The sequence below is a fragment of the Thermodiscus maritimus genome (assembly GCF_055382595.1).
In genome coordinates this window covers 1,132,248-1,154,905 of record NZ_AP042434.1, presented here as the reverse complement: position 1 = coordinate 1,154,905, position 22,658 = coordinate 1,132,248, and the positions used below count along the sequence as shown (strand labels likewise).

Genomic DNA, 22,658 nt, shown 5'->3' with positions numbered 1-22,658 from the left:
GATCATTGCCTGGAGCAGTAAGTCTGGGGGTTTAACTAGAGTCTACATTATCCTAGGGCTTGTGACGGGCCTCCCTCATCGCGGGCGCTGGATTAATGCATCATCCAATCCTCAGCTGGGATAAGAGGATTCTAGAGGTCCATGTCCCTAGCACTACTAGAGGCTGGAAGAATAAACATAGAGAAGTATGAATTAAACAGTTGTACCCCAATGAACGCCCCTAGAAAAGATTGCAAAGGGACTCTAGCCGGAATGGATAAAAATACCAGCAGATTACGCCTCTTCTAGACTTTCCAGCTCTCAAGGTACCTCTTCTGCTCTTCCGTGAGCTCGTCGATCCTTATGCCCATTGATTCCAGCTTGAGTCTAGCTACCATCTCGTCCTGCTCGTGGGGACCCTGTAGACGGCTGGCCTCAGGTTCCTCCCTTCCCTCTTGAGGCGTAGGAGGCTTAGGGCTTGGTTGGCGAAGCTCATGTCCATTACCTCGCTGGGGTGTCCCTCCGCGGCTACCAGGTTTACCAGTCTACCCTCTGCTAGTAGGTATAGGCGCCTTCCATCCTTGAGCTTGTATTCTTCCAGGTATGGTCTTATCAGCCTCTTACCGGTGGAGATCTCCTCGAGATCCCTGACGCTCACCTCTACGTTGAAGTGGCCGGCGTTTGCTAGTATTGCACCATCCTTCATTTTGAGCATGTGCTCCTTCCTAATCACGCTCGTGTCCCCCGTAGCTGTGACGAAGACGTCTCCTATGCTGGAGGCTTCATCCATGCTCATGACGTCGAAGCCGTCCATCACTGCCTCGAGGGCTCTTATAGGGTCTACCTCGGTGACTATCACCCTGGCACCCATCCCCCTCATCCTCATCGCTATTCCTCTCCCAACCCAGCCGTATCCTGCTACTACGACCTTCTTGCCGGCGATGAGTATGTTGGTCGCCCTCAATATCCCGTCAACAGTGCTCTGCCCGGTCCCGTACCTGTTGTCGAATAGGAACTTTGTGTACGCATCATTCACTGCGATTACAGGGTATAGGAGGCGGCCCGACTTCTCAAGGGCCCTCAGCCTTATCACGCCAGTCGTTGTCTCCTCCGTCCCGCCTATGATCTTCCCGGCTATATCCCTCCTCTTCTCATGTATGTGTACGTGGAGGTCTCCGCCATCGTCAACTACTAGGTCTGGGTTGGCTGAGGCGACTCTATCTATAGCCCAGAAGTATTCTTCCTCACTCATACCCCTCCAAGCGAAAACGTTCACCCCATCCTCCACAAGAGCCGCGGCTACATCGTCCTGGGTTGAGAGCGGGTTGCTTGCTGCAAGGTAGACCTCCGCGCCCCACGATTTAACAGTCCTCGCGAGCACCGCTGTCTCCTTGGTCACGTGGAGAACCATTGATACAATGTACCCGTCGAGGGGCTTCTCGCTCGAGTACTGCTCCCTCAGCTTCATCATGACAGGCATGTGCATCTCGGCCCATTCAATCTTCTTCCTCCCCTCCCCTGCCAGGGTAGGGTCCCTCACCTTGTACTCGACCAATACACTACACCCAGCCTACACTTGGATACCTAGCGTACCGCGGTTATCAAAATAAATAACGCTGCAGGCGACTGAGTCGCTTCTGGACCATTAGAGCGGGTGCCTGTGGATTGGGGAGAAGGAGGAAGAGGAGGAAGAAGATAGTAAAAAGGAGGACGCTCCCACCGAGGTACTTCGAGTGCCCCCGTTGCGGTAGCAAGACGTTGACAATAGACTTCAAGAAGTCGGGTAAGCTTAGGACGAAGATTGCAGTGGTGAGGTGTGGGACCTGCGGCCTCCACTGCGAGTTCGAAGTGCCCGAGATACTTGACAGGGTCAACGTCTACAATAAGGTAGTCGACCTAGTATACGAGGGAAGACTAGAAGAGTGCATGCAGGCCGGGGAAGAGGGAGTCGGTGGTGAAGAGGAGGCTCCTGGAGAAGCTGGAGAGTATGAGGAGGAAGAGTAGGATCCACTTCACCCTCATAGACCCCGAGAAGGATGGCCCCACGGAAGCCTATGAGAGGGCCAGGGTCGCCCGCGATGCGGGCACCGATGTTATACTTGTAGGCGGCTCCACGGGCGTGCACGAGCCTGTCTTATCGGAGACTGTTAGGAGGCTCAAGAGCCTAGGCCTCCCCGTAATCCTCTTCCCGGGAAACCTAAACGGGCTCACCCCGGAGGCCGACGGGGTACTCTTCATGGTACTCTTGAACAGCAGCAATCCATACTATCTCGCGGGAGTACAGGTTCAGGCGGCTCCAATAGTCCTCAGGATGGGCATAGAGCCGATACCGACATCATACATTATAGTAGGATACGGGGGTGCAGCAGGCTATATTGGGAGGGCTAAGCCAATACCCTACGAGCACCCCGAGCTAGTAGCAATACACGCGCTAGCCGGTGCAATGATGGGCTCCAGACTCATATACCTGGAGGCTGGCAGCGGAGCCCCCAAGCCTGTACCGCCAGAGGCTATCAGGCTCTCAAAGAAGCTCCTGGAGGAGGCGGGCCTAGACCCCATACTAGTTGTAGGGGGCGGGGTTAGGGACCCCGACGCCGCGAGGGCTGCGGCTGAAGCTGGCGCTGACGGGCTAGTCACAGGGACCCTTGCAGAGGAGGACCCCCACAGGCTCTCCGAGGTCATCGCCGCTTTCAAGAATCCTTAGCCCCACCAGTGCATCCGGCATCTGCAAGGTCTCCCCCATACTTCATAGCTAGAGCCTCCTCGATATCAACGTCTACGAGGTTGGCTATACTCACAGTCCACGCTATCACGTCCGCGATCTCCTCCATAATCCTAGACTTATCCCCGGACCTGAGGGCTTCAGCCAGCTCTCCAACTTCCTCCACAAGCCAGGAGAATGTCTCGAAGAGCCCTCTCTCCCTATCCCTCTCCAGATAGGCCCTCCTCATAGCCTCGGCGAGGCACTTTATGGTGAGAGTCATCATGCTCTCCCACTAAGGCGTTGGAGAGGGACCCTCGCCTTATACATATGTATTCATGGAGGGTCCCTTCCCCAGGGAGGATTGCGGAGAGGGGGATCAATGCTTAATTCCCTCTAAAGGCTACCTTCTACTCGAACAGGGGGTGTATAGGTTATGGCTAGGAAGAAGAAGAGGGAGAGCGGGCCGATGAGCGCTGCCGGGCTGATAGCGTTCTACGACGAGTATGAGGGAAAGGTTAAGATGTCGCCGGTAACCCTAGTCCTCGTCTCCACCGCCTTCACCGTGATCGTTGTTCTCGCCCACCTCCTCGCCTAACGCTAGGATCCTGCGCAGCGTGAAGGCGTAGGGTCCCGTTAGAGCCTCCCACGCGATCTCCGCGACCATTCCCGCGGACAGCTTGCTGGAAACGTCTCTCACCCTCCCATTTCTAAGGGCCTCCCTCAACGCGTACACGTGGCTGCATCCACCCAGCCCCCTCCTGGTAGTCCTCATGGTGAATCCTGGGCAGCTGCAGTAGTAGGAGTCTACCAGGACGTAGTCGCCGTTCTCTCCCAGGTAGATGGTGATTAGAGGGTCCCTCCACACTACTACGAATCTGTTGGAGAATGCAAGGGTCCTAACGCGGTCCTCCCACTGGGGCGGGGGGTTCGAGCCGCGGAGCTCCCATGCCGTCTCATGGTAGCCTGCTCCGCTCGTACCTGTGCACCTCCCACGCGCAGTCCTCCCTGCCAACCACCACGTAGTCGGTGTATCCTATGAAAAGCCCTGTCTCGACAACGCCCGGGATGCTCTTCAAGTATGCCTCGGCCTCTTCGGGGTCCCTCAATGGACCCGTGTACACATCTACTATTACCCCGCCCCAGTCCGAGACTACCGGCCCATCCTTCCCAGACCCCATCCTTATACTCGCCCTCGGATACCTCTTCCTTATCAGCCTCACAGCAGGTAGCAGAGAGTCCCTTACAACCTCCACCGGTACAGGCTTCTTCGAGCCCAGCAGGTCCACGAGCTTCTCCCTGGTAACAATTATAATGTTGACCCTGCTCTGCGAGGCTAGTATCTTCTCCCCCAGCAGCGCGGCCCCGCGCCCCTTAATGAGCCTCCCCTCAGGGTCAACCTCGTCGGCGCCGTCCACGTATGCATCCAGCACTGGGGCCACGCTGGGATGCACGATCTTATACCCCCTCTCGGATAGTGAGAGGGCTGTATCGAGGCTCGACGCAGCTATGAGCCCGGGCTCTAACCCCTCCTCACTCATTAAGTCTATGAAGCGCGCCACTGTAGAACCGGTTCCTACCCCCAGCTTCTCAACCCTCATGCTCCTCAAGAGCTCCAAGGCCCCTTGTGCCGCGGCCCTCTTAGCATCGCATTCCGGCAGAAGCCTTCACCCATCACCAACTATGCGGTGCTGTAGGGGTATTAATGGGGAGAGTGGGCTCCACTGGAAACCAAGGGGTCTATTTAAACCTGGACCAGGGAGGGACCCTGCCCCCACACCCCACTCCTTCAACTGGAACCTGTGCTATGGGACCCCATAAACCCGGGATGCGGAGGGACCCCACTTGTAATTGGATGAGGTATCCACTCATTCTCCAATATACAAACATCATAGAAGAATACTACTAGATCAAATAGAGGGAACCGACCCATACCCAGACACTTCCACTTGAACCCGGGGGGTGCGCGGGGTACCAGACGAGACTCCACTTGAAACTGGGGGGTGTTTTACCAATAGTTAACAGTCAATGCCCTGCGATAGGGGAGGAGGGTCCCTCCCATAAGATGCAACACAATCTACCCTCAGGAGCCTGGGAGTGTACCCGGTCCTTGGAGGCCACCAGTTGAACCTAGTAAGATGCCTAGCGGAGGAGACGCTGGGCGTATACCTTCCCGGGGATAGCCCCCTGGGGAGCGCGACCTCTACCGGTCTAGCATTGGGGTCCCTATACCCGCATCTTGGACACCGGTACCCCTTACCCCTCCCCATACTCTTCATCCTAGCACCGCACCTTGGGCATCGTGGCGCGGCCTTCACGATCCGCGGTGCGAGCTTCTCCACGACGAGGACGTCTCGCTGCTAGAGTGGGTCCCTCGCTCCTAGGAACTACTCCGCCCTCGACCACCACATGGTCTCCTACAGTAAGCATGCGGGCGGCATCCCTTAGGGGCCCCGTCTCCCTGTAGAATGCAACAGTGAGGGTCCCCTGGAGAGACTCCACTATAACGAATACATGGCCCCCAGCCATCTCCCAAGGCCCCCTCACTACCCGGCCCCTCACACTCACGTAATTGTATGGCCTCGGCTTGGGGGACCCCGCTATGCCCGCGATCCCAGTATGCTGATTGCTCCTGTAGAGCACCCACCCCGCGGGCTCCTCGCATAGGAGCTCAGAGAGTCGCCCCAGGCATGAGGCATCCCACCCCCTGAACCCTGCTAGCACGGGGTCGGGGCCTCCGGGTGCTGAGGCGAGCTTCCCGGCTAGGAGGTCATAGTTTGCCATAGAGCACAATGGCTCTGAGCTGGAATGGTGAGGGTCCCTCTTAACGCATCTCTCGCGTGCCAGGTTCTCCCTCCTCCGGTAGGCTATGAGCTCGTAGGTGTAGGGGTCTCCTGGTGCTAGGGCGGCTAGCGATGATACCGCCCCCACAACTCCACTACCGCCCCTAGCTATTACGCCCGCCTTAGATGCCCAGTCGCGGGCTAGGTCTCTGGGGATATAGGTTGAGAGTGCCTTATGGTAGAGCCTCCTAAGGCGAGGGTCCCTCCACGCGTCAACGCCGGGGTAGAGGGCTACTCCCGGATTCTTACCCGGCGGCCTCCTCTCCGCGTAGGACTCTGCCAGGTTGACTGCAATCTCTAAGAGGTCGGTTTGAGGCTTCTTAGAGTAACCCCTAACCACCACCGCCGCGTTTCCCCGGGTCTTCCTGGGGACTACTGGATTGAGTCGTACGAGGAGGGGGTGGTCCGCGAACAGTACCTTCTCGTCTAGTTCCCGGAGGAGGATCCATGCTAGGTGTGTTGTGCATCCTCCCCATGGAGTGTCTGAATCATCTAATCCCAGCGTGAAAGGGTATGGGAAAGAAGAGGGTGGTCCTCCAGTGCCTATCCCGCTGCCCACTCCAGGGTCCCAGGGAGGAACTTTGTTGTGGCCGGGTTTACTCTTTCTTCTTATGCATGACTACTATGCTCGTCATACTGCTTTTTACTCCATCCATCTTCCTTATCTTCTCTGTTATCAGGGACCTTAGAGCGTCCATAGTGTCGGCCTCTATCACGGCTATAACATCGTGTACCCCGTAGACCATGTATACCTCTTTGACCTCTGGGAGCTCGTAGAGCTTCTCAAAGATCTCGTTCTCCTTACCTACCTCGACGTTTATCATAACAATGGCTAGGGCCATCTAATACACCTCGCCAATTACATAATGTATTATTGTCCCACTCTATAAAGCTTTCCAGCCCTCCACAGCAGCCTCCAGGAGAGCCCTGCGGACCCTCCCATCTATCTTAGCGAATTTCGTTAGGAGTGGGTATTCTATTGTCTTGGAGGGTGAGATGATGCGTGCCCCCATGATCCTCTCCCCTCTAAATTCTAATTCGACGGGAAGCCAGAGTGTCTCAGGGTATGCTCTAAGCTTCTCCCCCGGCTCGACTCCAAGCACCTCTACTGCATAATGGATTATGAGCCTAGCCTCCAGCTCCGGGCCCGCACCGGCCTTCCTCCCACGGAGCCCATCGTAGAGTAGCTTGAGGAAGCCTCGCACCCCACCGATTTTGAAGGCGGGCTTAGAGGAGTACTCGCTCATAGCCCTCTCTAGAGCCTCCTCGATCCTGGAGGCGTACTCAGAGGGATCCGCTAGAGGCTCAAGTACGGGTGCTCCAAGAGGGATCTTCTCGAACGGGAGCCTCTGCGGGGTCGCGAGGACTAGGATCCTATACCAGTCAGTTAGCAGGCTCAAGTGTGCTTCTCCATAGAATCTCCTCCCACCACCAGCCTCTAATGGCTCAACCATGTAGTATGGGAGGTATATCTTCGCTGCTGGCAAAACCCGGTCCCCTCCACTGTATAGGGTCTGGGGCTAATAATTTTAGACTCAGATGGGGAGGGTTAAAGGGGGGTAGCGGGTACAGGCCGGCTATACGCCCGGCCTGATGACCAAGTGCATAGATTGGTGATTGGGTGTGCGCTGGCTTGCAGTGAAGCTAGTCAACTTCGTCATAGTGCTAGTAATAGTAACCTTCATAGTCGCCGCTATATTCGCTGGGCCACTAACTGATAGGCAGAAGCAGGCTATAAGGCAGGAGATGCAGCAGATGATTATTGGCCAGCTGCGTCAGCCTACAGGTCCTCAGCTCAAACAACATATTATAAACGAATATATTCAATATCTAGAAAAGAATAATTTATCAGTCAACAATGAGACTCTCGAACAGGATGCGTTGCGTTGGTGGATTGACAAGCTAACAATGCAAGAGATACATAACAGGGGTCTAGACAAGCCATGGTATATAATTGCCGGCAAGTATACTAAGAGAATGCTGCTATTCACCCCGGTCAACTCAAGCTCAACCCTAGAGACGAGAGGGTTCTTCTTCTACAAGCCAGGAGATAAGAACGCTTACCACATTATATTCGAGAGGGTCCCCTTCAGCGTACTATTATTCACAACCTCATCCACCCTAACCCTACTAATAGCCATACCATTAGCATTATACGCCGCCCGCAGGCCAGGAGGGATCCTCGACAACACGATAGTAGGGTGGAGCGTTTTCAGCGTCAGCATGCCGTGGTGGTGGCTTGCAATGGTATTCATCTACTTCTTCACGCAAAAATACCACTTCTTCCCAAAGGTTACAGAGAATATTAACCCCCACGACTTAGGGAACCTCTTATCAAAGGCTGCTCTACCAGTGATAACAGTCACCGTGCTCAGTATTGGAGACTCAGCCTATAGGATGAGGAACATTCTACTCGACGTGTTCAACGAGGACTTCGTCATGGTTGCTAGGGCGAAGGGATTGCCTGAAAGGATCGTGTTAAGGAGGCACGTTCTAAGGGCAGCCGCACCACCTATAGTGACCATAGTACTCTTCTCCATCGTACTGAGCGTGTTTGCTGGAGCAATAATCACAGAGCTAATATTCGAGTGGCCAGGGCTCGGTAAACTCTACTGGGACGCTATAACAGCGAACGACGTGGCGGTGCTGACAGTGCTGACCTATGTAACCACTCTACTCTACCTGCTGACTAGGCTCATCCTGGACATACTCTACACGCTCCTGGACCCGAGGATTAAGAGGGCATGAGGGGGTGAGGGAATGTGTTTGATAACTTTAAGAGTAATATGAGGATCGTACTCCGGACCTGGAGTGGTAAGATAGGTATCGCCCTCCTCCTAATACAACTCATCCTAGCACTCTACGCGGTGGCAGCATACTATCCTGAGGGAGTGAACTTATACGGTAAGGGCAAGCAGTCCTACTACCCCTACATGTACCCTTCAACCGTTCCTCCATGCTGGTCTGTAAAGGAGAAATTCCACACTAAGACCCTGACTTTTGATTCGCTCACCAAGAATTACCAGGTCATGGATAGAATCCCGGAAGACTTGAGAGTAGTAGCGCCAGATGTATACAACTTGCTAAACACCCAGTTCACCCCGATACTTCAGACCGGCCTTTACAAGGTCGTCTATGAGAGCTATGATGGAACGATAGACTTGGACAGTAAGGCGTTGCCCAGTGATGTAAGAATGCTCCTGACACTAAGAGTACCGTCTGATCTCCAGGCTAACGGTACAGTTGTCTTGAGCTCTGCATGGATGTATATTGAGAGGCCTGATGGTCTAGTTGTAAAGATGTTCTATGCGGGCCAGCTGTACAGTCAAGGCGGCCAGAATCAGTCTAACATCATAACTGTATATGGCTCGGTGACCAAGCAGGGATCCGGTGGGAACACTACTGTAAAGGCTAGACCCGAGACGCTCTATAACTTCAAAAACTCTCAATGGTTTAGCAACACACTGAGCAGCGCCCTAGAGGAGATATATAAGAGTATAGGATTAAACGTCACCAACACTACTAGGCTCGATCCAAGAGCGATCTTTGCTACAAGCGAGAACGGTAAACTAGTAGGGCTCCCCGGTACATATAAGGTGCACATAGCCGTTTACTCTGTTGTTCTTTCAAACTTCGTGGAGAAGCTTAGGGGCAACATGGGTGTAGAAGACTTCGAGTTAAGGCTTATGGGCAACTGCTATGGATTCTTTGGAACAGACGTCTACTCCAGGCCTATAGGGTTAGGCCTTCTCCTCGGCCTGCCCTACGCGTTCCTACTAGGCTTCACTGTAACCTTCGTTTCAACCTTCATTGGAGCAATCTATGGCACAATCGCTGGCTATTGGAAGGATATAAAGGGAGAGATACTGATGAGGATCGCTGATATAATGCTCTCACTACCATTCCTACCCATACTGATAGCTATCTCATATGCTTTCGGGACCATAACCCTCTTGAAGCTCGCACTCTTGATGATCGCGCTATCATGGGCTGGGCCAGTTATAGTTGTGAGGAGCATGGCGCTGCAGATCTCGGAGCAACTCTATATTGAAGCGGCTAAAGCGGTGGGGGTGCCCACTAGGAAGATCGTGTTCAAACACATCTTCCCCCAGATATACCCATACACCATGGCGATCGCAGTCCTCTCAATACCTGGAATTATTGTGGCGGAGGCTAGCCTCGCCCTTCTAGGCTTCGGAGATCCAGCTGCACCCACGTGGGGTAAGATGCTCCAGCTAGCCTATGATGTGAAGGCCGTTACGACGGGATGGTGGTGGATGTACATCTTCCCAGGCCTCGCCCTAGTAATATTCTCGGCCACGTTCCTGTTGGTTGGGAGGGCTATTGAGCCCATAGTTGCGCCGAAACTTCAGAGATAGAGAATTAATTATAACATATTTCTTTTATTGATTGGTTCTATTCCCAAATAATTTATAAAGGTCTTCCCACGATAATGTTACTATGACCCGTAATATAGGGTGATGCGTGTCTTGAAGAAGCCGATAGCGATACTCATGATTGCACTGTTCGTGCTCCCAGTAGCTACGGCTCTGGTGAGCAACGCTGGAGTAGTGCAGACGATCATCACTAAGAGGATCGAGGAGGACAACAACGCTATAGGAAGCCTAATAACAGGTGACACCCAGGCTAGGCTGTTCCCAATCGACAACCCCGACGCGGCCCTGAAGCTGCAGAATGCTGGCTTCAAGCTGATCACTCCATACAGTGGAATGGACAACCTCCTAATCAACCCCAACCACTGCTCCGACGGTAGCCTCAACATATTCACCAATAGGAAGGCTAGGTTCGCCCTCCAGTTCCTCGTCCCCAGGAGCGACATTGTAGCCAACATACTGAAGAGGTACGGGATCCCACAGTACATCCCATGGACCCCCTTCGACCCAGACTACCCCTACCTTGTAGGCACAGCCCTAAAGATCCAGTTCCTGATAGAGAATAAGGGAGAGCAGTATGGTAAGCAGCTCCTAGAGGAGGCCCTACAAGAGCTCGGTGCAACTAAGGGCAACGATGGCAAGTGGTATGATCAAAACGGTAACCCTGTCACCGTGAAGTTCGTCATTAGGGTAGAGGACGAGAGGAAGGATATTGGAGAACTGGTAGCCCACAAGCTGGAGGAGGTAGGGCTGACCGTCGACTACCTCTACAAGGACTTCTCAGGAGCAATCCAGATAGTCTACTACGGAGACCCCACTGCCTGCGAGTGGCAGATCTACACTGAGGGCTGGGGCATTACCGGTATGGCTAAGTACGACTATGGAGAGTTCGTGTGGTTCTACAGCGGCTGGTGGGGCGGTATACCAGAACACCAGCTGGGGCGGAGACTATTCCAACTCAACAATCGACGAGATAGCCAAGAGGCTCGATACAGGGAACTACTCTAGCATCGACGAGTTCTGGCAGCTGGTGAACGAGGGAACCTGGCTAGGCTTCCAGGAGTCCATTAGGGTCTTCGTTGTAGCTACGAGCGATATATTAGTGGCTTCCAGCGACCTGAGCGGTATAATACAGAGCCCCAAGGCGTCCCCATGGAACCAGTTCACCTACGCCGCCCTACAGTATGCTAAGGGCGACGAGGTCCACTTCAGCAACAGGTACGTGTACAAGGAGGGATGGGTCTGGAACCCTGTAGGCGGATTCGCAGACATGTACAGTGCGGTAGCAGTGAGGGCTGCAGTGTACTTCACCTTCGGCCCACAGACAAGGATTACTGACGGAGAGCCTGGCTGGAGCCCTGCAGGCACAACCTGGAAGGTGGAGAAGAACGCTACCATACCCGCAGATGCAATACTCTACAATGCCACCGCGCACAGGTTCCAGACCGCCGGAGAGGCGGGCATAGCAGGTGAGACCGTCGCCAACGAGGTGATCCTCAACTACAAGATACTACCACATGTGAAGTTCCACGATGGAACACAGATGACTGTCGCCGATATGCTAGCTCCACTCGCCGTGATATTCGAGTGGGGAACCAACACGACGAACGATCCATGGTATGAGCAGAGGATTTCAAGCGACTACGCTACCCTACTATCAACCTTCAAGGCAATCAAGATAATCAACGACACAGCTATAGCGGTATACACTGACTATAACCACATCGACCCTGGAGTCGTTGCTGACACCGCAAACATGTGGACCAGCACCCCGCTAGAACTCTACGCTGCAATGGACCTATTAGCTAGGAGCGGTCAGGGCTATGTATGGGATTACCAGGACCAGAACCCAGACCAGGGCATCTACGCGATCCACCTCATAGACCCGACCCAGGTCCAGAAGATGGTTGACCTCATCCAGCAGGCTAAGAACAACCCGCCGAGCTGGGTACAGGACCTCATTGACATGGGCCTACTCACAATGCAGGAGTGGCAGCAGAGGGTTGACAACCTAGTAGCATTCGCAAACGCCCACAACCACCTACTGATCGGTGAAGGACCCTACTACCTAGACAGCTATGACAGTGTAAACGACCAGGTCACCCTGAAGAGGTTCGCAGAGTTCCCGCTAAGCCCAGAAACCATTGTGAGCCAGCTGGCACCTAAGAGCGTCTCCCTAACCACCACTGTACTCCCCGTAACCCCGAACACCGCTGGTAGTGTTGTCGCAACCCTACAGGTACAGGTCAACGGGCAGCCCGCTACTATGGATGACATTATACCCTTCGCCGTATTGATAGACCTCAACACGTTCAACAGCACATTCCTGAACATAACCCAGGCCAGCGCAGGCCAGTTCCAGGTGATACTACCGCAGGACATGCCTGAAGGCTACTACCAGCTGAGCATCATGATCTATCCGAAGGGCTACTCCAACCCAGCGCTCGACAGCCAGGTAGTCCACCTTGTTGCAGCCCAAGCAACTACCACCACTACAACTACAACTACCACCACTACTACTACGACTACCACCACTACAACTCAGACCACTGCAACCACAACTACAACCACCACTGCGCCCGCAACCACTGCAACCACGACCCCGACCCAGACAACCACTACCACTGGAGGAGGAGTCAGTGGCGCGACTGTCGCGGCGATAATCATAGTAATAATCATACTAGCCGCTGCCTATTACTACCTAAGGAAGTAGCGGAGACAATACACCTCTAATATTATTTTAATTATATTTTTACTTTTTTATTAATGTTATCTGGGGTCTCTTTACTTATACCTCCTCCAGACATATATCCCCAAACGCTCGACTACAGGTTGGTTGGGCTATAGATCCGGTGAGGGATGGATGTCAACGCTATTAGAGGTCGACAACCTGCGAACATACTTCTTCACCCTACGAGGAGTAGTACGGGCCGTTGACGGTGTATCACTTAAGTTGAACAAGGGTGAAACCCTCGGTATCGTAGGCGAGAGCGGTTGTGGAAAAAGCACGCTAGCATGGAGCCTATTGAAACTAGTACCTCCCCCCGGTAAGATTGTTAGTGGTTCCATAAAAATCGATGGATTAGACGTTACAAGGATGAGTGAGGCTGAGGTTAGGAGAAAAATCAGGTGGCGTAAGATAAGCATGATCTTCCAGGGCGCAATGAACGCCTTAAACCCAGTGTATAAGGTGGGCGACCAGATAATAGAACCACTTGTATATCATGCAGGGTTGGAGAGGGAAGAAGCGCTTGCAAAGGCTGAAGAACTCATAGAGGCAGTAGGGCTGCCCCCAGAGATCCTTGAACGCTACCCCCACGAGCTGTCGGGGGGCCAGAAGCAGAGAATAGTTATAGCAATGGCTATAGCGATGGAGCCTGACATAGTTATTGCTGATGAGCCCACAACAGCCTTAGACGTCGTGGTCCAGGCCCAAATCCTCAATCTTATGAAGAAGCTGCATAGGGAGAAAGGCATTAGCATAATCATTATCACTCATGATCTCGGAGTTGTAACCGAGCTGGCAGAGAAGATCGCTGTAATGTACGCCGGTAAAATTGTGGAGTATGGATCTGCAGATGATATATTCGAGAAACCCCTCCACCCCTACACACAGTCTCTAATAAGAGCAGTGCCCAGGTTGAAGGGAGACATTCATAAACTAGAGTATATTCCAGGAACTCCTCCAGACCTAAGGAGGCCCCCGAGGGGATGCAGATTCCACCCCAGGTGTCCAAAGAGATTCGAACCATGTGATAAGGAAGAGCCCCCGTTCCAGGAGGTGGAGAAGGGTCACTGGGTGGCATGCTGGCTACATGCTAGGAGGTGAGTATGGATATGAGCTACTATAGGATTGAGCTGGGAGAGGAGATTCTAAGGGTAAACGACCTCCACGTGTGGTTCCCGGTTAGGAGGAGTATAATTGAGACCATAACAGGGAGGGCCAAGCTCTTTGTCCGAGCTGTTGATGGAGTATCATTCAATATGAGGGAGAGGGAAATATTCTGCCTAGTAGGCGAGAGCGGCTGTGGTAAGACGACCACCGGGAAAGCCCTCATGAGGCTTGTACCAGTTACCCGGGGAGAGGCCTACTTCAAGCCCCGCGAGGAGACCGTGGAGGACTTGAAGAGGGTAGGGGTCGAGCCGAACGGGGATGGCTGGGTTGAAATACTCTCTCTACCTGAGAAGAAGTACAAGCCCCTCCGCAGAGACATACAAATGATATACCAGGATCCATTTGGGAGCCTAAACCCGAGGTTTAGGATCAAGGATATTCTAGAGGAGCCCCTCCTAGTCCATGGTATAGGAGAGAGTAGAGAGGAGAGGCTCGAACTCATATCGAAAACCCTGGAGTACGTGAAGCTAGTCCCTGCATCCGACTTCATAGACAGGTACCCGCACCAGCTCAGCGGGGGCCAGAGGCAGAGAGTCGCAATTGCAAGGGCTATAATATCTAATCCAAGACTCATAGTCGCGGACGAGCCGGTGTCAATGCTCGATGTCTCAATAAGAGCGGAGATCCTAGAAGTCCTCTTAAACCTAAGGAAGATCACGGGGGTCTCATACATATTCATAACACACGACCTCGCAGTTGCAAGGTACATTTGCGATAAGATCGCAGTCATGTACCTCGGTAAGATAGTCGAGATGGGAGATGCTAGAGAGGTTATCGCAGACCCCCTACATCCATACACTAAGGCACTAATAGCAGCGATCCCAGACCCCGATCCAAAGAACAGAATTGGTTATAGAGAGTTGCCGATAAAAGGAGAAGTACCTAACGCCGTCAACATACCTCCAGGATGCAGATTCCACCCCAGATGCGTCGCATACGACGCTGAAGTGCAGAAGGGTAGCGAGATCGCGGATCTGTGCCCCAAGCACGAGCCGCCATTGACTGAAGTTGAGAAAGACCATTACGTAGCCTGCTGGTTGCATGACGCGGTCAGGAGAGCCTTCCAGTCAAACCAGGCAAAGTAGAGGCGGGCCTCATTTAAAGGAACTCGCATCACCCCCTCCCCTGTGGTTGGGGAGGGTCCCTGACTGGGGAGTATATTTCATCGGCCCGATCCGATCAAATCCTGGATACCGGGAAATAAGGAGGGTGGATTACTATTGAGGGTGAGGAAGCAGGCCGGCTACCTGCCGCATTCAGTAGTAGAGAATGTTCTAGGGCTCCATCCCGCGATAGACCCGGATACAGGACATATACTCTGCCATTATAAGCCGTTGAACTTAGGCCTTGCAGAGATCAATGGCAACCCCTATCCAGCATTAATAGTAAATGACTGCATAATCATCATAAATGATAATAGGGCAGTTAAGGAATTGATCGAAGAGACCATCCCCCTAAAGACATCTATGCTTCCCCCAAAGGGCGAGGATCACGAGGGGATACCTATATATGAACTAGCAGACACACTATCCCTCCTCAAGGATTATTCAACTCTGGAATTACGGAGGTTCAAGGAGGGTGATAGCAGGCTGGTATTAATATTCGGGGGCGAGCAGGTTCTCGCTATAATCATGGAGAAATGTAGGCAAAGCGATGATAGGGGAACGATCCTTCAAGTATAATGATCTTCTAATGCTATTTAAGGAATTCCTCTATCGAATTATGCACTAGATTTTATTGTTGGTGGGCCCGCGGGGATTTGAACCCCGGACCTCCGCCGTGTGAGGGCGGCGTCCTAACCAGGCTAGACGACGGGCCCTCCCCACCCTGCGGGGGGAGCCGGTGATCAGTGTCATTCGCCACGGATTTTTAGGGTTTATCTTTTGACCCACCGTTACAGAGGCCTTTAACAATAATAACTGGGTTCTCGAGGTTTATCCCCTGCTTCCTGGCAGCTTCCACTATAGCTTCAATTATCTGACTCGTAGCATCATTGAGGGGTAGGTCTATTATGGCATTTGTATCCTGACAGACAATGTTTACGTGGGGGTGTGGACTATCAATATGAGTTTCACCGTTGGCTTCGAAAGTCGTTATAACACCGGCCTCCTCCAGCATCTTCATTATCATATAGGTGGTTGAGATCCCCAGGCGTGGAAGCTGCTTCGCGGCCTTCTCATGGATTTGTTTGAACGATGGATGATATTTAACATTATCCATGATTATCTTTGCAACAATTATCCTTTGAGGAGTGAGCCTATGCCCTAGACCCTCCAATAGTTTGACTATACTTTCAACACTAGTCTCTTCATACTGCTTGTTACCGTCACTCATTTTCCAGACCTTCCTTTCCACTCGAACTCCCAAAGCTAGTATGTCGCCGTGCGAAAGATATATGCTTTATCACAGGGTTCTATATAATAATAGTTTCACATTATGTATGAGTAGAGTTTAGAGATGCAATAATAAACTACATATTCTCGTCCCAGTCGGTTAAGTATCTAGGGAGTTATTTTGAGAATATGGGCGATGGTTCTAGGCGGATACCCGAGGTCCAGGCTTGCAAGATATAGCCTCCGGGATAGGGAGAAGGGGAAGATTGGGCTCACCGAATACCATTCAGGCGTCATCAAGGCTCACAGTGAGGTCATAGGGGCTCAAAAAACTGCTGGCCTCCCGGTAGTTGTAGATGGAATGATAGACTGGCATGATATATTCCGCCCCTTTGTAGAGTCTTGGAGGAACGTCTCCGTCAACGGCTTACTCAGGTATTTCGACAACAACTTCTTCTACAGGATCCCAGTGTTTACCGGGGAGCCCGATGTAGTGAATCCAGTTCTAGCAGGACGGGTAATTGAGTACGCCCCGCTAGCAGATCCTGCGGTGTTAAAGGTTGTCGTCCCAGGCCCAGTTACTATGGCTAAAATGTCAATTAATAGAACAGAGTACAGGCTTGAGGAGCTCGCCGAGAAAATAGCGTATGCCCTCAGGATTGAGGTGGAGAAGGCATTCGAGCATGGTGCGGGAATGGTTCAGGTCGACGAGCCTATACTGGCGGACCTAGACGCCTCACCCGACGATGCAGCGCTCTCTGTAGACCTTGTAAACAATATCATTAAGGGATTCGAGGATAAATCGGTGCTGGCAGTCTATTTCGACGCGCCCAAGCAGAGCGTATATGAGAGGATGCTCGACTCTAAGGCGAGATACCTCATGATAGACGTTGCAGATGCCCGTGAGAGAGCCCTCAAGCTGGTAGATGAAAAGGGGTTTGGAAACCACGTGCCAGTGCTTGGACTAGTAGATGCTAGAAGGATCCATGACGACAAATATGAAGTTATAGCCTCGGATCTAGACAGGGCCAGGAAGATAATCGACGCCGACGAAATAGTTCTCACTACGACAACTTGGATGGACCTAATACCCTACCGGTATAGTCTTAGGAAGACCTTCCTACTAGGGTCCCTAGCTGAGAGGTATGCTGCAGAGAGGGGTCTGGAACTCTACAGTATATGGAGGTGAAGAGTGATGTATGAGGTGCCCAGGAAGTTCCCAACGACCGTGGTGGGAAGCTATCCTAAGCTCCCCCCAGCCTCGAGGGCTTTGAAGCTGAGGAAGAAGGGGGAGATAAGCGGGGAAGAGTTCAGGAGGCTGATAGAGGAGGCTATCCGCGATGTTGTGGAGGACCAGTTGTGGGCTGGGGTTGACATAATAAGTGATGGAGAGCAGAGTAGAGAGGACATGGTAGTCTACTTCGCCGAAATAATGGAGGGGTACACTCCGGGCGAGTGGGTCAAGATATTCGACAACGTCTACTTCCGCAAGCCAATAATTATTGGCCCCGTCGAGTGGACGAAGCCCATGACCCTTGAAGACTGGAAGACCGCCGTAAAGTACTCGCAGGGGAGGCCTGTTAAGGGTATACTGACAGGCCCCTACACCATGCTCGAGTGGAGCTTCGACCTACACTACGGTGACAGGTACGAGGTCATAATGGAGCTGGCGAAGGCCCTCCGGAAGGAGATCGAGGCCCTGGTGGAAGCGGGGGCCAAGTACATCCAGGTCGACGAGCCGGCGCTCTCCACGAGGCCCTGGAGAGAGGAGGCAGAGATGCTGGGAGAGGCATTGAAGGTCATGCTCAGTGGGGTCGAGGCTAAGAAGATAGTACACATATGCTTCGGGAGGATTGAGAAGATCCTACCCTACATCCTAGACTATCCAGTCGACCAGTTCGACTTCGAGTTCAAGAACAGTGACTTCCGCCTACTACCATACCTGAAGGAGTATGGGTTCAACAAGGAGCTGGGATATGGTGTGATCAACGTCCACTCCCTCCAGGTCGAGACTGTTGAAGAGGTGAAGGAGGCTATAGACAGGATCATGAAGCTCGACATACTACCGCCGGAGAAGATATACGTCGACCCAGACTGCGGATTGAAGAGGCTGCCCAGGGATATAGCGAAGATGAAGCTGAAGAACATGGTAGAGGCTGCCAGGCTTGCGAGAGAGGAGTGGTGAATGGATAGGGAAACTCCCATATAGTAAACTATCCAGGCTCATCTCAAAGATAACAACCATCCACTACCCAACAGTAGTCGCTGGACCCGGCCCAGGAGAAGACGCCGGGATAATAGACCTTGGAGAATGCATGCTAGTGACCCATGTCGACCCCATAACGGAGGCTGCAGAATCTATAGGTAGACTCGCAATCATAGTGGCTTCCAACGACGTAGCGGTAACAGGCGCTAGGCCAAGGTGGGCGCAGCTACTGATACTCCTACCACCAGGCTACCCCTGGGAGAGGGTTGAAGCCCTCGCATCGGAGATAGGAGTCGCCGCGTCAGAGCTGGGGATAGAGTTTATAGGTGGCCATACAGAGTACGCTCCCGGACTAGAAAAGCCCATTATAGCAGTCTATGCAGCCGGATGCGCTTGCAGGGAGTGTATAGTTCCTACCGGCAACGCGAAGCCAGGAGACGTTGTGGTTCAAGTGGGGTACGCAGGCCAGGAGGGAGCCTATATACTGGCAAGAGACTTCAGGCACCTATTAGCTGAGAAGGGGATCCCCTTAGAGGTACTAGACTATCTAGGCAGGGAGCCTAGACTGTCAGTTGTAGATGTCGCCGTGGACCTAGCTGAGGAGGGCCTAGTCAACTCGATGCACGACGCGACCGAGGGCGGGATTATCGGGGCCCTAGTAGAGCTAGCTCTAGCCTCCTCTAGAACTGTAAGGGTTGATCGTAGAAGGATACTTGTGGATCCCAAAGCGTCAGAGGCACTAGGCAGGCTCGGGGTCGACCCGTTGAAACTCATTAGCAGCGGGGCTCTCATTGCATCGGTTCCTCCAGAGACGGTTGACAGGGTTATCAAGCTAGCTGATAAGCACGGGTACCCCGCAGCCCCTATCGGGGTTGTAGAGGAGGGGGTGGCGAGGCTGGTCGTGGAGGAGGATGGGAGGGTCGTAGAAGAACTATATGAGCCGCCCCGCGACGAGATATCAAGGTTCTGGGGGTGATCTCTGGGTGCCTGGGGAGCAGAGGAGGTACGAGTGTAGGGACCCTCCTTGCCTCCATGTTGTTATTGATGAGCGGAGGAAGATATATGCTGTATTCGTAGAGCTGGATGAGGAGAACATATACCAGGTGGGGGCCCGCGAATTAGAGAAGGCCTGCAGACTCCTAGAGGAGATAAGAGGGCGTAGGTTTAGAGAGGCGGGGTTGGACGAGACGGATTACCTTGCTACCAGGTATCTTGGGGCGAGTCCTGCACCGGAAGAATATGAATAATAATAAAAAATAGAGATTATTTATATTACTCTTTGATTACTTATACTCCTCTGGCAGCTGGTCTATAAGCTTCTTAACAGAGGCGGCACTCTCAGCTAGACCCTTCTTCTCCTCCTCGGTCAGGGGTAGCTCTATTATCTTCTCAATACCGTTCTTACCCAGTATTAGTGGGACCTCGAGGACTAGGTCGTTGTAGCCGTACTCTCCCTTGAGTACTGCGCTTGCTATGAAAGCCTTCTTCTGGTCCTTCTTGATCGACTCCACCATTACTGCGAGGCCCGAGCCGGGCCCATAGTTGCTGCTGTATCCCCTGAGCTCTGTAATGGTTGCTCCAGCCTTTACTGTCTGCTGCACTATCTCGTCGATCTCCTCCTTTGTGAGAAGCTCCGTCAGCGGGGTCCCCAGCACGGTGGAGAGCCTGGGTACAGGGAACATTGCCTGGCCGTGCATCCCGAGGACTACGGGGACGATGCTTGCTGGGCTTACTCCTAGCTTCTTGGAGGCGTAGTAAGCAAGCCTACCAGCGTCTAGGACTCCGCTGAAGCCAATCACCCTCTCCCTCGGGAATCCCAGCTTCTTATACATGACGTAGGTCATCGCGTCTAGCGGGTTGGTTGTGAGGAGTACTATGCTGTTGGGAGCGTACTCCTTTATCTTCTCGGCTATATCTGCGATTACTCCAGCGTTCTTGGTTAGGAGCTCCTCCCTGGTCATGCCGGGCTTTCTGGGGAAGCCAGCCGTCACAACTACTATGTCGCTTCCAGCCATGTCCTTGTAGTCGTTGGAGCCCCTGATATCAACGCTTATGCCCAGGATGGAGGCGGCGTGGCCAAGGTCGAGTGCCTCGCCCTGGGGCTTGTTGGGTATAATGTCGATTAGGAGAATGTCATCGAGCTCCTTGAGCATCATGAAGGCGGCAGCGCTGGTACCAACCTTTCCTGCCCCGATTATAGTTATCACTCTACAACACACCTCATACTACTATTCATTATAGGAGGAGTAGTATTCCGGGATAATACGGTTCTTAATTATCAATGTATAACCTGGGATAGTGCAGAGGAAATATAGTGCGCCAAGCGTAGGGGCGCTGGCCTCCTATCCCTCACCTGAGACCCCTCTATTATCATGGCTGCCTCCTTCAATCCAGCCCCCCAGGATATAACATATAGTTCGCCGAGGGGTGTAGTTATTCTCTCAGCAGTGTCCACGAGCTCCAGGATCCTCCTCCTGATGTTCAAGTGGGGAAGGCTCCCTGCCTCCAGCCCCCTCGCCAGCCTCTCGTAGCTGGGCTTGTACGAGTAGACCACTATGACCGGGGCCCCTCTCGCCCGGTACAGGGTGGCGGGTGAGACAATATTGAAGCCGGCGAACGTGAGCGAGTCCAGGAGGATGGCATCTACTCTCACACTAGGTGAGACGACCCTGGCGAGGTATGAGAGGATAGATGTGGCATCCAGCCCGTCTACGTGGACGGGTAGGAAAGCGAGGTCCACGAGGCCTAATCCGCTCTCCCAGCTTATACAGGTGGCGAGGGTTACGCCTTCCCCCAGCTTCTCAACCCTCCCATCATCACAGGCTATAACCCTCACCAATCCCCGACTCGCCTCAGGATGCTCTGGAACTCCTCCACCCCGAGGTCCTTCGAGAGCACCCCTATGATCGCCTGCGGGTCCGCCGCCAACTCTATGATCCGTGTCTTGCCATACCTCCCCCTGCTGATCGTCCTAGCCCTTATAATGCCGAGCATGTCCAGCTCAGCTATTATACCGGAGACCCTCCTAAACGTTACCTCCTCCAACGAGACTCTCCGGACAAGCCTCCTATATTCATCATACACCTCCCCAGTAGTAGCCTTACCCTTTCCAGCCGAGACTAGAACTGTGGCGGCGAGGACAAGCTTTCCGTGTAGGGGTAGGGTCTTAACCACTTCTGCAACCCTATCCCGCTCGATCTCACTCCTAGCAGCCATCACATGCATCCGGGTAACCCTCCCCTCCCCCTCCTCTCAGCAATCTCCCCAGCCACCCGGAGGAGGTCGAGGGCCCTCCTCGCATCCCCATGCTCTCGGGCCGCGAGGGCTGCGCATAAGGGTATAACGTCCTCGTCCAGCACCCCCTCGTTGAAGGCCTGCCGCGCCCTCTCCTCAAGTATGTCTCTCAACTGCTCGGCATTGTATGGTGGGAAGACAATCTCCTCCTCCCCAAGGCTGCTCTTCACCCGCGGATCGAGGCTGTCGACGAGTGTGGTGCTGTTAGTTATGCCTATAAGGGAGACACGGGACCTGGAGAGCTCCTCGTTAACACGGGTAAGCCTGTAGAGGAGGTCGTCGCCATGCCTCCTAACCAGGAAGTCAATCTCGTCCAACACAATAATATAGACTCCAGGCCTCCTGTTGAGGCGGGATACAACCCTCTTATAGACCTCTCCAACAGAGAGCCCCGTGAAGGGGACCCTCAAACCAATACCCTCAGCAATATCAGCCATAACCCTGTAAGGGGTATCCCTATGCCTAACATTAACATAGATGGGGGTGACCCGTACCCCCCGCTTCTCAGCCCTCTCAACAAGTCTTCTCAAGAACGAGCCTGGTAACAGCAGTCTTACCAGTCCCAGTAAGCCCATAGATGAAGACATTATTCGGCTTCTCCCCACGAAGGCTCGGGGCCAGAACGAGGGCTAGCCTCCTAATCTCATCCTGCCGATGCGGGAGCACGTCGGGCACATAGTCTGGCAGCAGCTTCTCCCTGTCCCTGAAGATCCTAGACTCCTCGGCAGCGTCGAAGATCTCGTCGACAACGTCAGCCATGGCCCCACACACTCCACATGATCCAAAGGAAACTATCACATCAACCCGGGCATATAATGGGGGATACCCGAGTATTATCCTCCCGGAGAATAAACAGTCCCCCTTCAAGGAGAGACTTTAAAAACCCAGCACGGGATAACACTAGAAGCCGGAGCCCAAAAGGGAGGGCTGGGCCGGTAGCTCAGCCTGGAAGAGCGCCCGGTTGGCATCCGGGAGGCCCCGGGTTCAAATCCCGGCCGGTCCACCATACATCC

The 22,658-nt window shown here is 53.2% G+C and carries 23 protein-coding genes, 2 tRNA genes and 2 pseudogenes; 14 read left to right on the top strand and 13 right to left on the bottom strand.

Annotated elements, in window-relative coordinates; genetic code table 11:
* Nucleotides 1-284 precede the first annotated feature (284 nt).
* Nucleotides 285-1,534: pseudogene (gene ahcY, locus ACZ47H_RS06385) on the bottom strand (adenosylhomocysteinase).
* 110 nt (nucleotides 1,535-1,644) lie between these two features.
* Here ahcY and ACZ47H_RS06380 point away from each other — a divergent pair.
* Both ACZ47H_RS06380 and ACZ47H_RS06375 read left to right on the top strand, forming a co-directional pair.
* Nucleotides 1,645-1,983, top strand: coding sequence for a hypothetical protein (locus tag ACZ47H_RS06380; RefSeq protein WP_464932858.1), 339 nt, complete (start codon nucleotides 1,645-1,647; stop codon nucleotides 1,981-1,983).
* Nucleotides 1,934-2,683, top strand: coding sequence for a phosphoglycerol geranylgeranyltransferase (locus ACZ47H_RS06375; RefSeq protein WP_464932857.1), 750 nt, complete (start codon nucleotides 1,934-1,936; stop codon nucleotides 2,681-2,683). Before ACZ47H_RS06380 ends, ACZ47H_RS06375 begins: the two co-directional genes overlap by 50 nt.
* Here the strand turns inward: ACZ47H_RS06375 and ACZ47H_RS06370 are convergent.
* Nucleotides 2,670-2,963, bottom strand: a complete 294-nt coding sequence (locus tag ACZ47H_RS06370) for a MazG nucleotide pyrophosphohydrolase domain-containing protein (RefSeq protein ID WP_464932856.1) — start codon at nucleotides 2,961-2,963, stop codon at nucleotides 2,670-2,672. The genes ACZ47H_RS06375 and ACZ47H_RS06370 overlap by 14 nt on opposite strands.
* A 153-nt stretch (nucleotides 2,964-3,116) precedes the next feature.
* On the opposite strand from ACZ47H_RS06370, the gene ACZ47H_RS06365 reads away from it, so the two are divergent.
* The gene (locus ACZ47H_RS06365) at nucleotides 3,117-3,278 is read left to right on the top strand and encodes a preprotein translocase subunit Sec61beta (RefSeq protein WP_464932855.1); all 162 of its coding nucleotides are present in this window, start codon (nucleotides 3,117-3,119) and stop codon (nucleotides 3,276-3,278) included.
* Here ACZ47H_RS06365 and ACZ47H_RS06360 read toward each other — a convergent pair.
* The 6 genes from ACZ47H_RS06360 to ACZ47H_RS06335 all read right to left on the bottom strand — a co-directional run bounded on the left by ACZ47H_RS06360 (nucleotide 3,219) and on the right by ACZ47H_RS06335 (nucleotide 7,010).
* On the bottom strand, nucleotides 3,219-3,695 hold the full coding sequence (locus ACZ47H_RS06360) for a hypothetical protein (protein ID WP_464932854.1): 477 nt from the start codon (nucleotides 3,693-3,695) through the stop codon (nucleotides 3,219-3,221). The two genes, ACZ47H_RS06365 and ACZ47H_RS06360, sit on opposite strands and share 60 nt — an antisense overlap.
* Nucleotides 3,637-4,281, bottom strand: a complete 645-nt coding sequence (gene rpiA, locus ACZ47H_RS06355; protein ID WP_464933964.1) for a ribose 5-phosphate isomerase A — start codon at nucleotides 4,279-4,281, stop codon at nucleotides 3,637-3,639. Before rpiA ends, ACZ47H_RS06360 begins: the two co-directional genes overlap by 59 nt.
* A 417-nt stretch (nucleotides 4,282-4,698) precedes the next feature.
* Nucleotides 4,699-4,959 carry a hypothetical protein gene (locus ACZ47H_RS06350; RefSeq protein ID WP_464932853.1) on the bottom strand — a complete coding sequence of 87 codons (261 nt, stop codon included), beginning with the start codon at nucleotides 4,957-4,959 and terminating at the stop codon, nucleotides 4,699-4,701.
* Nucleotide 4,960: 1 nt separating this feature from the next.
* Entirely contained in the window at nucleotides 4,961-6,082 is a 1,122-nt protein-coding gene (locus ACZ47H_RS06345) for a TiaS agmantine-binding domain-containing protein (protein ID WP_464932852.1), read from the bottom strand.
* 37 nt (nucleotides 6,083-6,119) lie between these two features.
* Nucleotides 6,120-6,365, bottom strand: a complete 246-nt coding sequence (locus tag ACZ47H_RS06340; protein WP_464932851.1) for an Lrp/AsnC family transcriptional regulator — start codon at nucleotides 6,363-6,365, stop codon at nucleotides 6,120-6,122.
* A 42-nt stretch (nucleotides 6,366-6,407) separates the two neighbouring features.
* On the bottom strand, nucleotides 6,408-7,010 hold the full coding sequence (locus ACZ47H_RS06335; protein WP_464932850.1) for a hypothetical protein: 603 nt from the start codon (nucleotides 7,008-7,010) through the stop codon (nucleotides 6,408-6,410).
* A 136-nt stretch (nucleotides 7,011-7,146) separates the two neighbouring features.
* On the opposite strand from ACZ47H_RS06335, the gene ACZ47H_RS06330 reads away from it, so the two are divergent.
* The 6 genes from ACZ47H_RS06330 (at nucleotide 7,147) to ACZ47H_RS06305 (ending at nucleotide 15,494) form a co-directional block, all read left to right on the top strand.
* Nucleotides 7,147-8,271 (top strand): ABC transporter permease, encoded by a 1,125-nt coding sequence (locus ACZ47H_RS06330; protein WP_464933963.1) that lies wholly within the window; start codon nucleotides 7,147-7,149, stop codon nucleotides 8,269-8,271.
* Between the two features lie 14 nt (nucleotides 8,272-8,285).
* Nucleotides 8,286-9,902: an ABC transporter permease gene (locus ACZ47H_RS06325; protein ID WP_464932849.1), complete on the top strand. Its 1,617-nt coding sequence runs from the start codon at nucleotides 8,286-8,288 to the stop codon at nucleotides 9,900-9,902.
* A gap of 111 nt (nucleotides 9,903-10,013) precedes the next feature.
* Nucleotides 10,014-10,925 carry an ABC transporter substrate-binding protein gene (locus ACZ47H_RS06320; RefSeq protein ID WP_464932848.1) on the top strand — a complete coding sequence of 304 codons (912 nt, stop codon included), beginning with the start codon at nucleotides 10,014-10,016 and terminating at the stop codon, nucleotides 10,923-10,925.
* 1,855 nt (nucleotides 10,926-12,780) lie between these two features.
* Nucleotides 12,781-13,746 carry an ABC transporter ATP-binding protein gene (locus ACZ47H_RS06315; RefSeq protein ID WP_464932847.1) on the top strand — a complete coding sequence of 322 codons (966 nt, stop codon included), beginning with the start codon at nucleotides 12,781-12,783 and terminating at the stop codon, nucleotides 13,744-13,746.
* 8 nt (nucleotides 13,747-13,754) lie between these two features.
* Nucleotides 13,755-14,897: an ABC transporter ATP-binding protein gene (locus ACZ47H_RS06310; protein WP_464932846.1), complete on the top strand. Its 1,143-nt coding sequence runs from the start codon at nucleotides 13,755-13,757 to the stop codon at nucleotides 14,895-14,897.
* Nucleotides 14,898-15,032: 135 nt separating this feature from the next.
* Nucleotides 15,033-15,494: a hypothetical protein gene (locus ACZ47H_RS06305; RefSeq protein WP_464932845.1), complete on the top strand. Its 462-nt coding sequence runs from the start codon at nucleotides 15,033-15,035 to the stop codon at nucleotides 15,492-15,494.
* A 59-nt stretch (nucleotides 15,495-15,553) separates the two neighbouring features.
* Here ACZ47H_RS06305 and ACZ47H_RS06300 read toward each other — a convergent pair.
* Nucleotides 15,554-15,631: transfer RNA gene (locus tag ACZ47H_RS06300), tRNA-Val, on the bottom strand.
* Between the two features lie 50 nt (nucleotides 15,632-15,681).
* Nucleotides 15,682-16,167, bottom strand: coding sequence for a Fur family transcriptional regulator (locus tag ACZ47H_RS06295; protein WP_464932844.1), 486 nt, complete (start codon nucleotides 16,165-16,167; stop codon nucleotides 15,682-15,684).
* A 159-nt stretch (nucleotides 16,168-16,326) separates the two neighbouring features.
* Between ACZ47H_RS06295 and ACZ47H_RS06290 the strand changes: the two genes are divergently transcribed.
* From ACZ47H_RS06290 to ACZ47H_RS06275, 4 genes are read left to right on the top strand one after another with little or no spacing between them, the layout of a single operon-like run.
* Nucleotides 16,327-17,334, top strand: coding sequence for a methylcobalamin--homocysteine methyltransferase (locus ACZ47H_RS06290; RefSeq protein ID WP_464932843.1), 1,008 nt, complete (start codon nucleotides 16,327-16,329; stop codon nucleotides 17,332-17,334).
* Nucleotides 17,335-17,340: 6 nt separating this feature from the next.
* Nucleotides 17,341-18,330 (top strand): methionine synthase, encoded by a 990-nt coding sequence (locus tag ACZ47H_RS06285; protein WP_464932842.1) that lies wholly within the window; start codon nucleotides 17,341-17,343, stop codon nucleotides 18,328-18,330.
* Nucleotides 18,311-19,327: an AIR synthase-related protein gene (locus tag ACZ47H_RS06280; protein ID WP_464932841.1), complete on the top strand. Its 1,017-nt coding sequence runs from the start codon at nucleotides 18,311-18,313 to the stop codon at nucleotides 19,325-19,327. Before ACZ47H_RS06285 ends, ACZ47H_RS06280 begins: the two co-directional genes overlap by 20 nt.
* A 7-nt stretch (nucleotides 19,328-19,334) precedes the next feature.
* A complete protein-coding gene (locus tag ACZ47H_RS06275; RefSeq protein WP_464932840.1) occupies nucleotides 19,335-19,598 on the top strand; it encodes a hypothetical protein in 264 nt (87 codons plus the stop codon).
* A gap of 36 nt (nucleotides 19,599-19,634) precedes the next feature.
* On the opposite strand, the gene ACZ47H_RS06270 is transcribed toward ACZ47H_RS06275, so the two are convergent.
* The 3 genes and pseudogenes from ACZ47H_RS06270 to ACZ47H_RS06260 form a co-directional block, all read right to left on the bottom strand.
* On the bottom strand, nucleotides 19,635-20,558 hold the full coding sequence (locus ACZ47H_RS06270; RefSeq protein WP_464932839.1) for a malate dehydrogenase: 924 nt from the start codon (nucleotides 20,556-20,558) through the stop codon (nucleotides 19,635-19,637).
* Nucleotides 20,559-20,629: 71 nt separating this feature from the next.
* Nucleotides 20,630-21,187 carry an endonuclease dU gene (locus tag ACZ47H_RS06265; RefSeq protein ID WP_464933962.1) on the bottom strand — a complete coding sequence of 186 codons (558 nt, stop codon included), beginning with the start codon at nucleotides 21,185-21,187 and terminating at the stop codon, nucleotides 20,630-20,632.
* A pseudogene (locus ACZ47H_RS06260) lies at nucleotides 21,184-22,404 on the bottom strand (Cdc6/Cdc18 family protein). Before ACZ47H_RS06260 ends, ACZ47H_RS06265 begins: the two are co-directional and overlap by 4 nt.
* Nucleotides 22,405-22,574: 170 nt before the next feature.
* Between ACZ47H_RS06260 and ACZ47H_RS06255 the strand changes: the two are divergent.
* Nucleotides 22,575-22,651 (top strand) — tRNA-Ala (locus ACZ47H_RS06255).
* Nucleotides 22,652-22,658 lie beyond the last annotated feature (7 nt).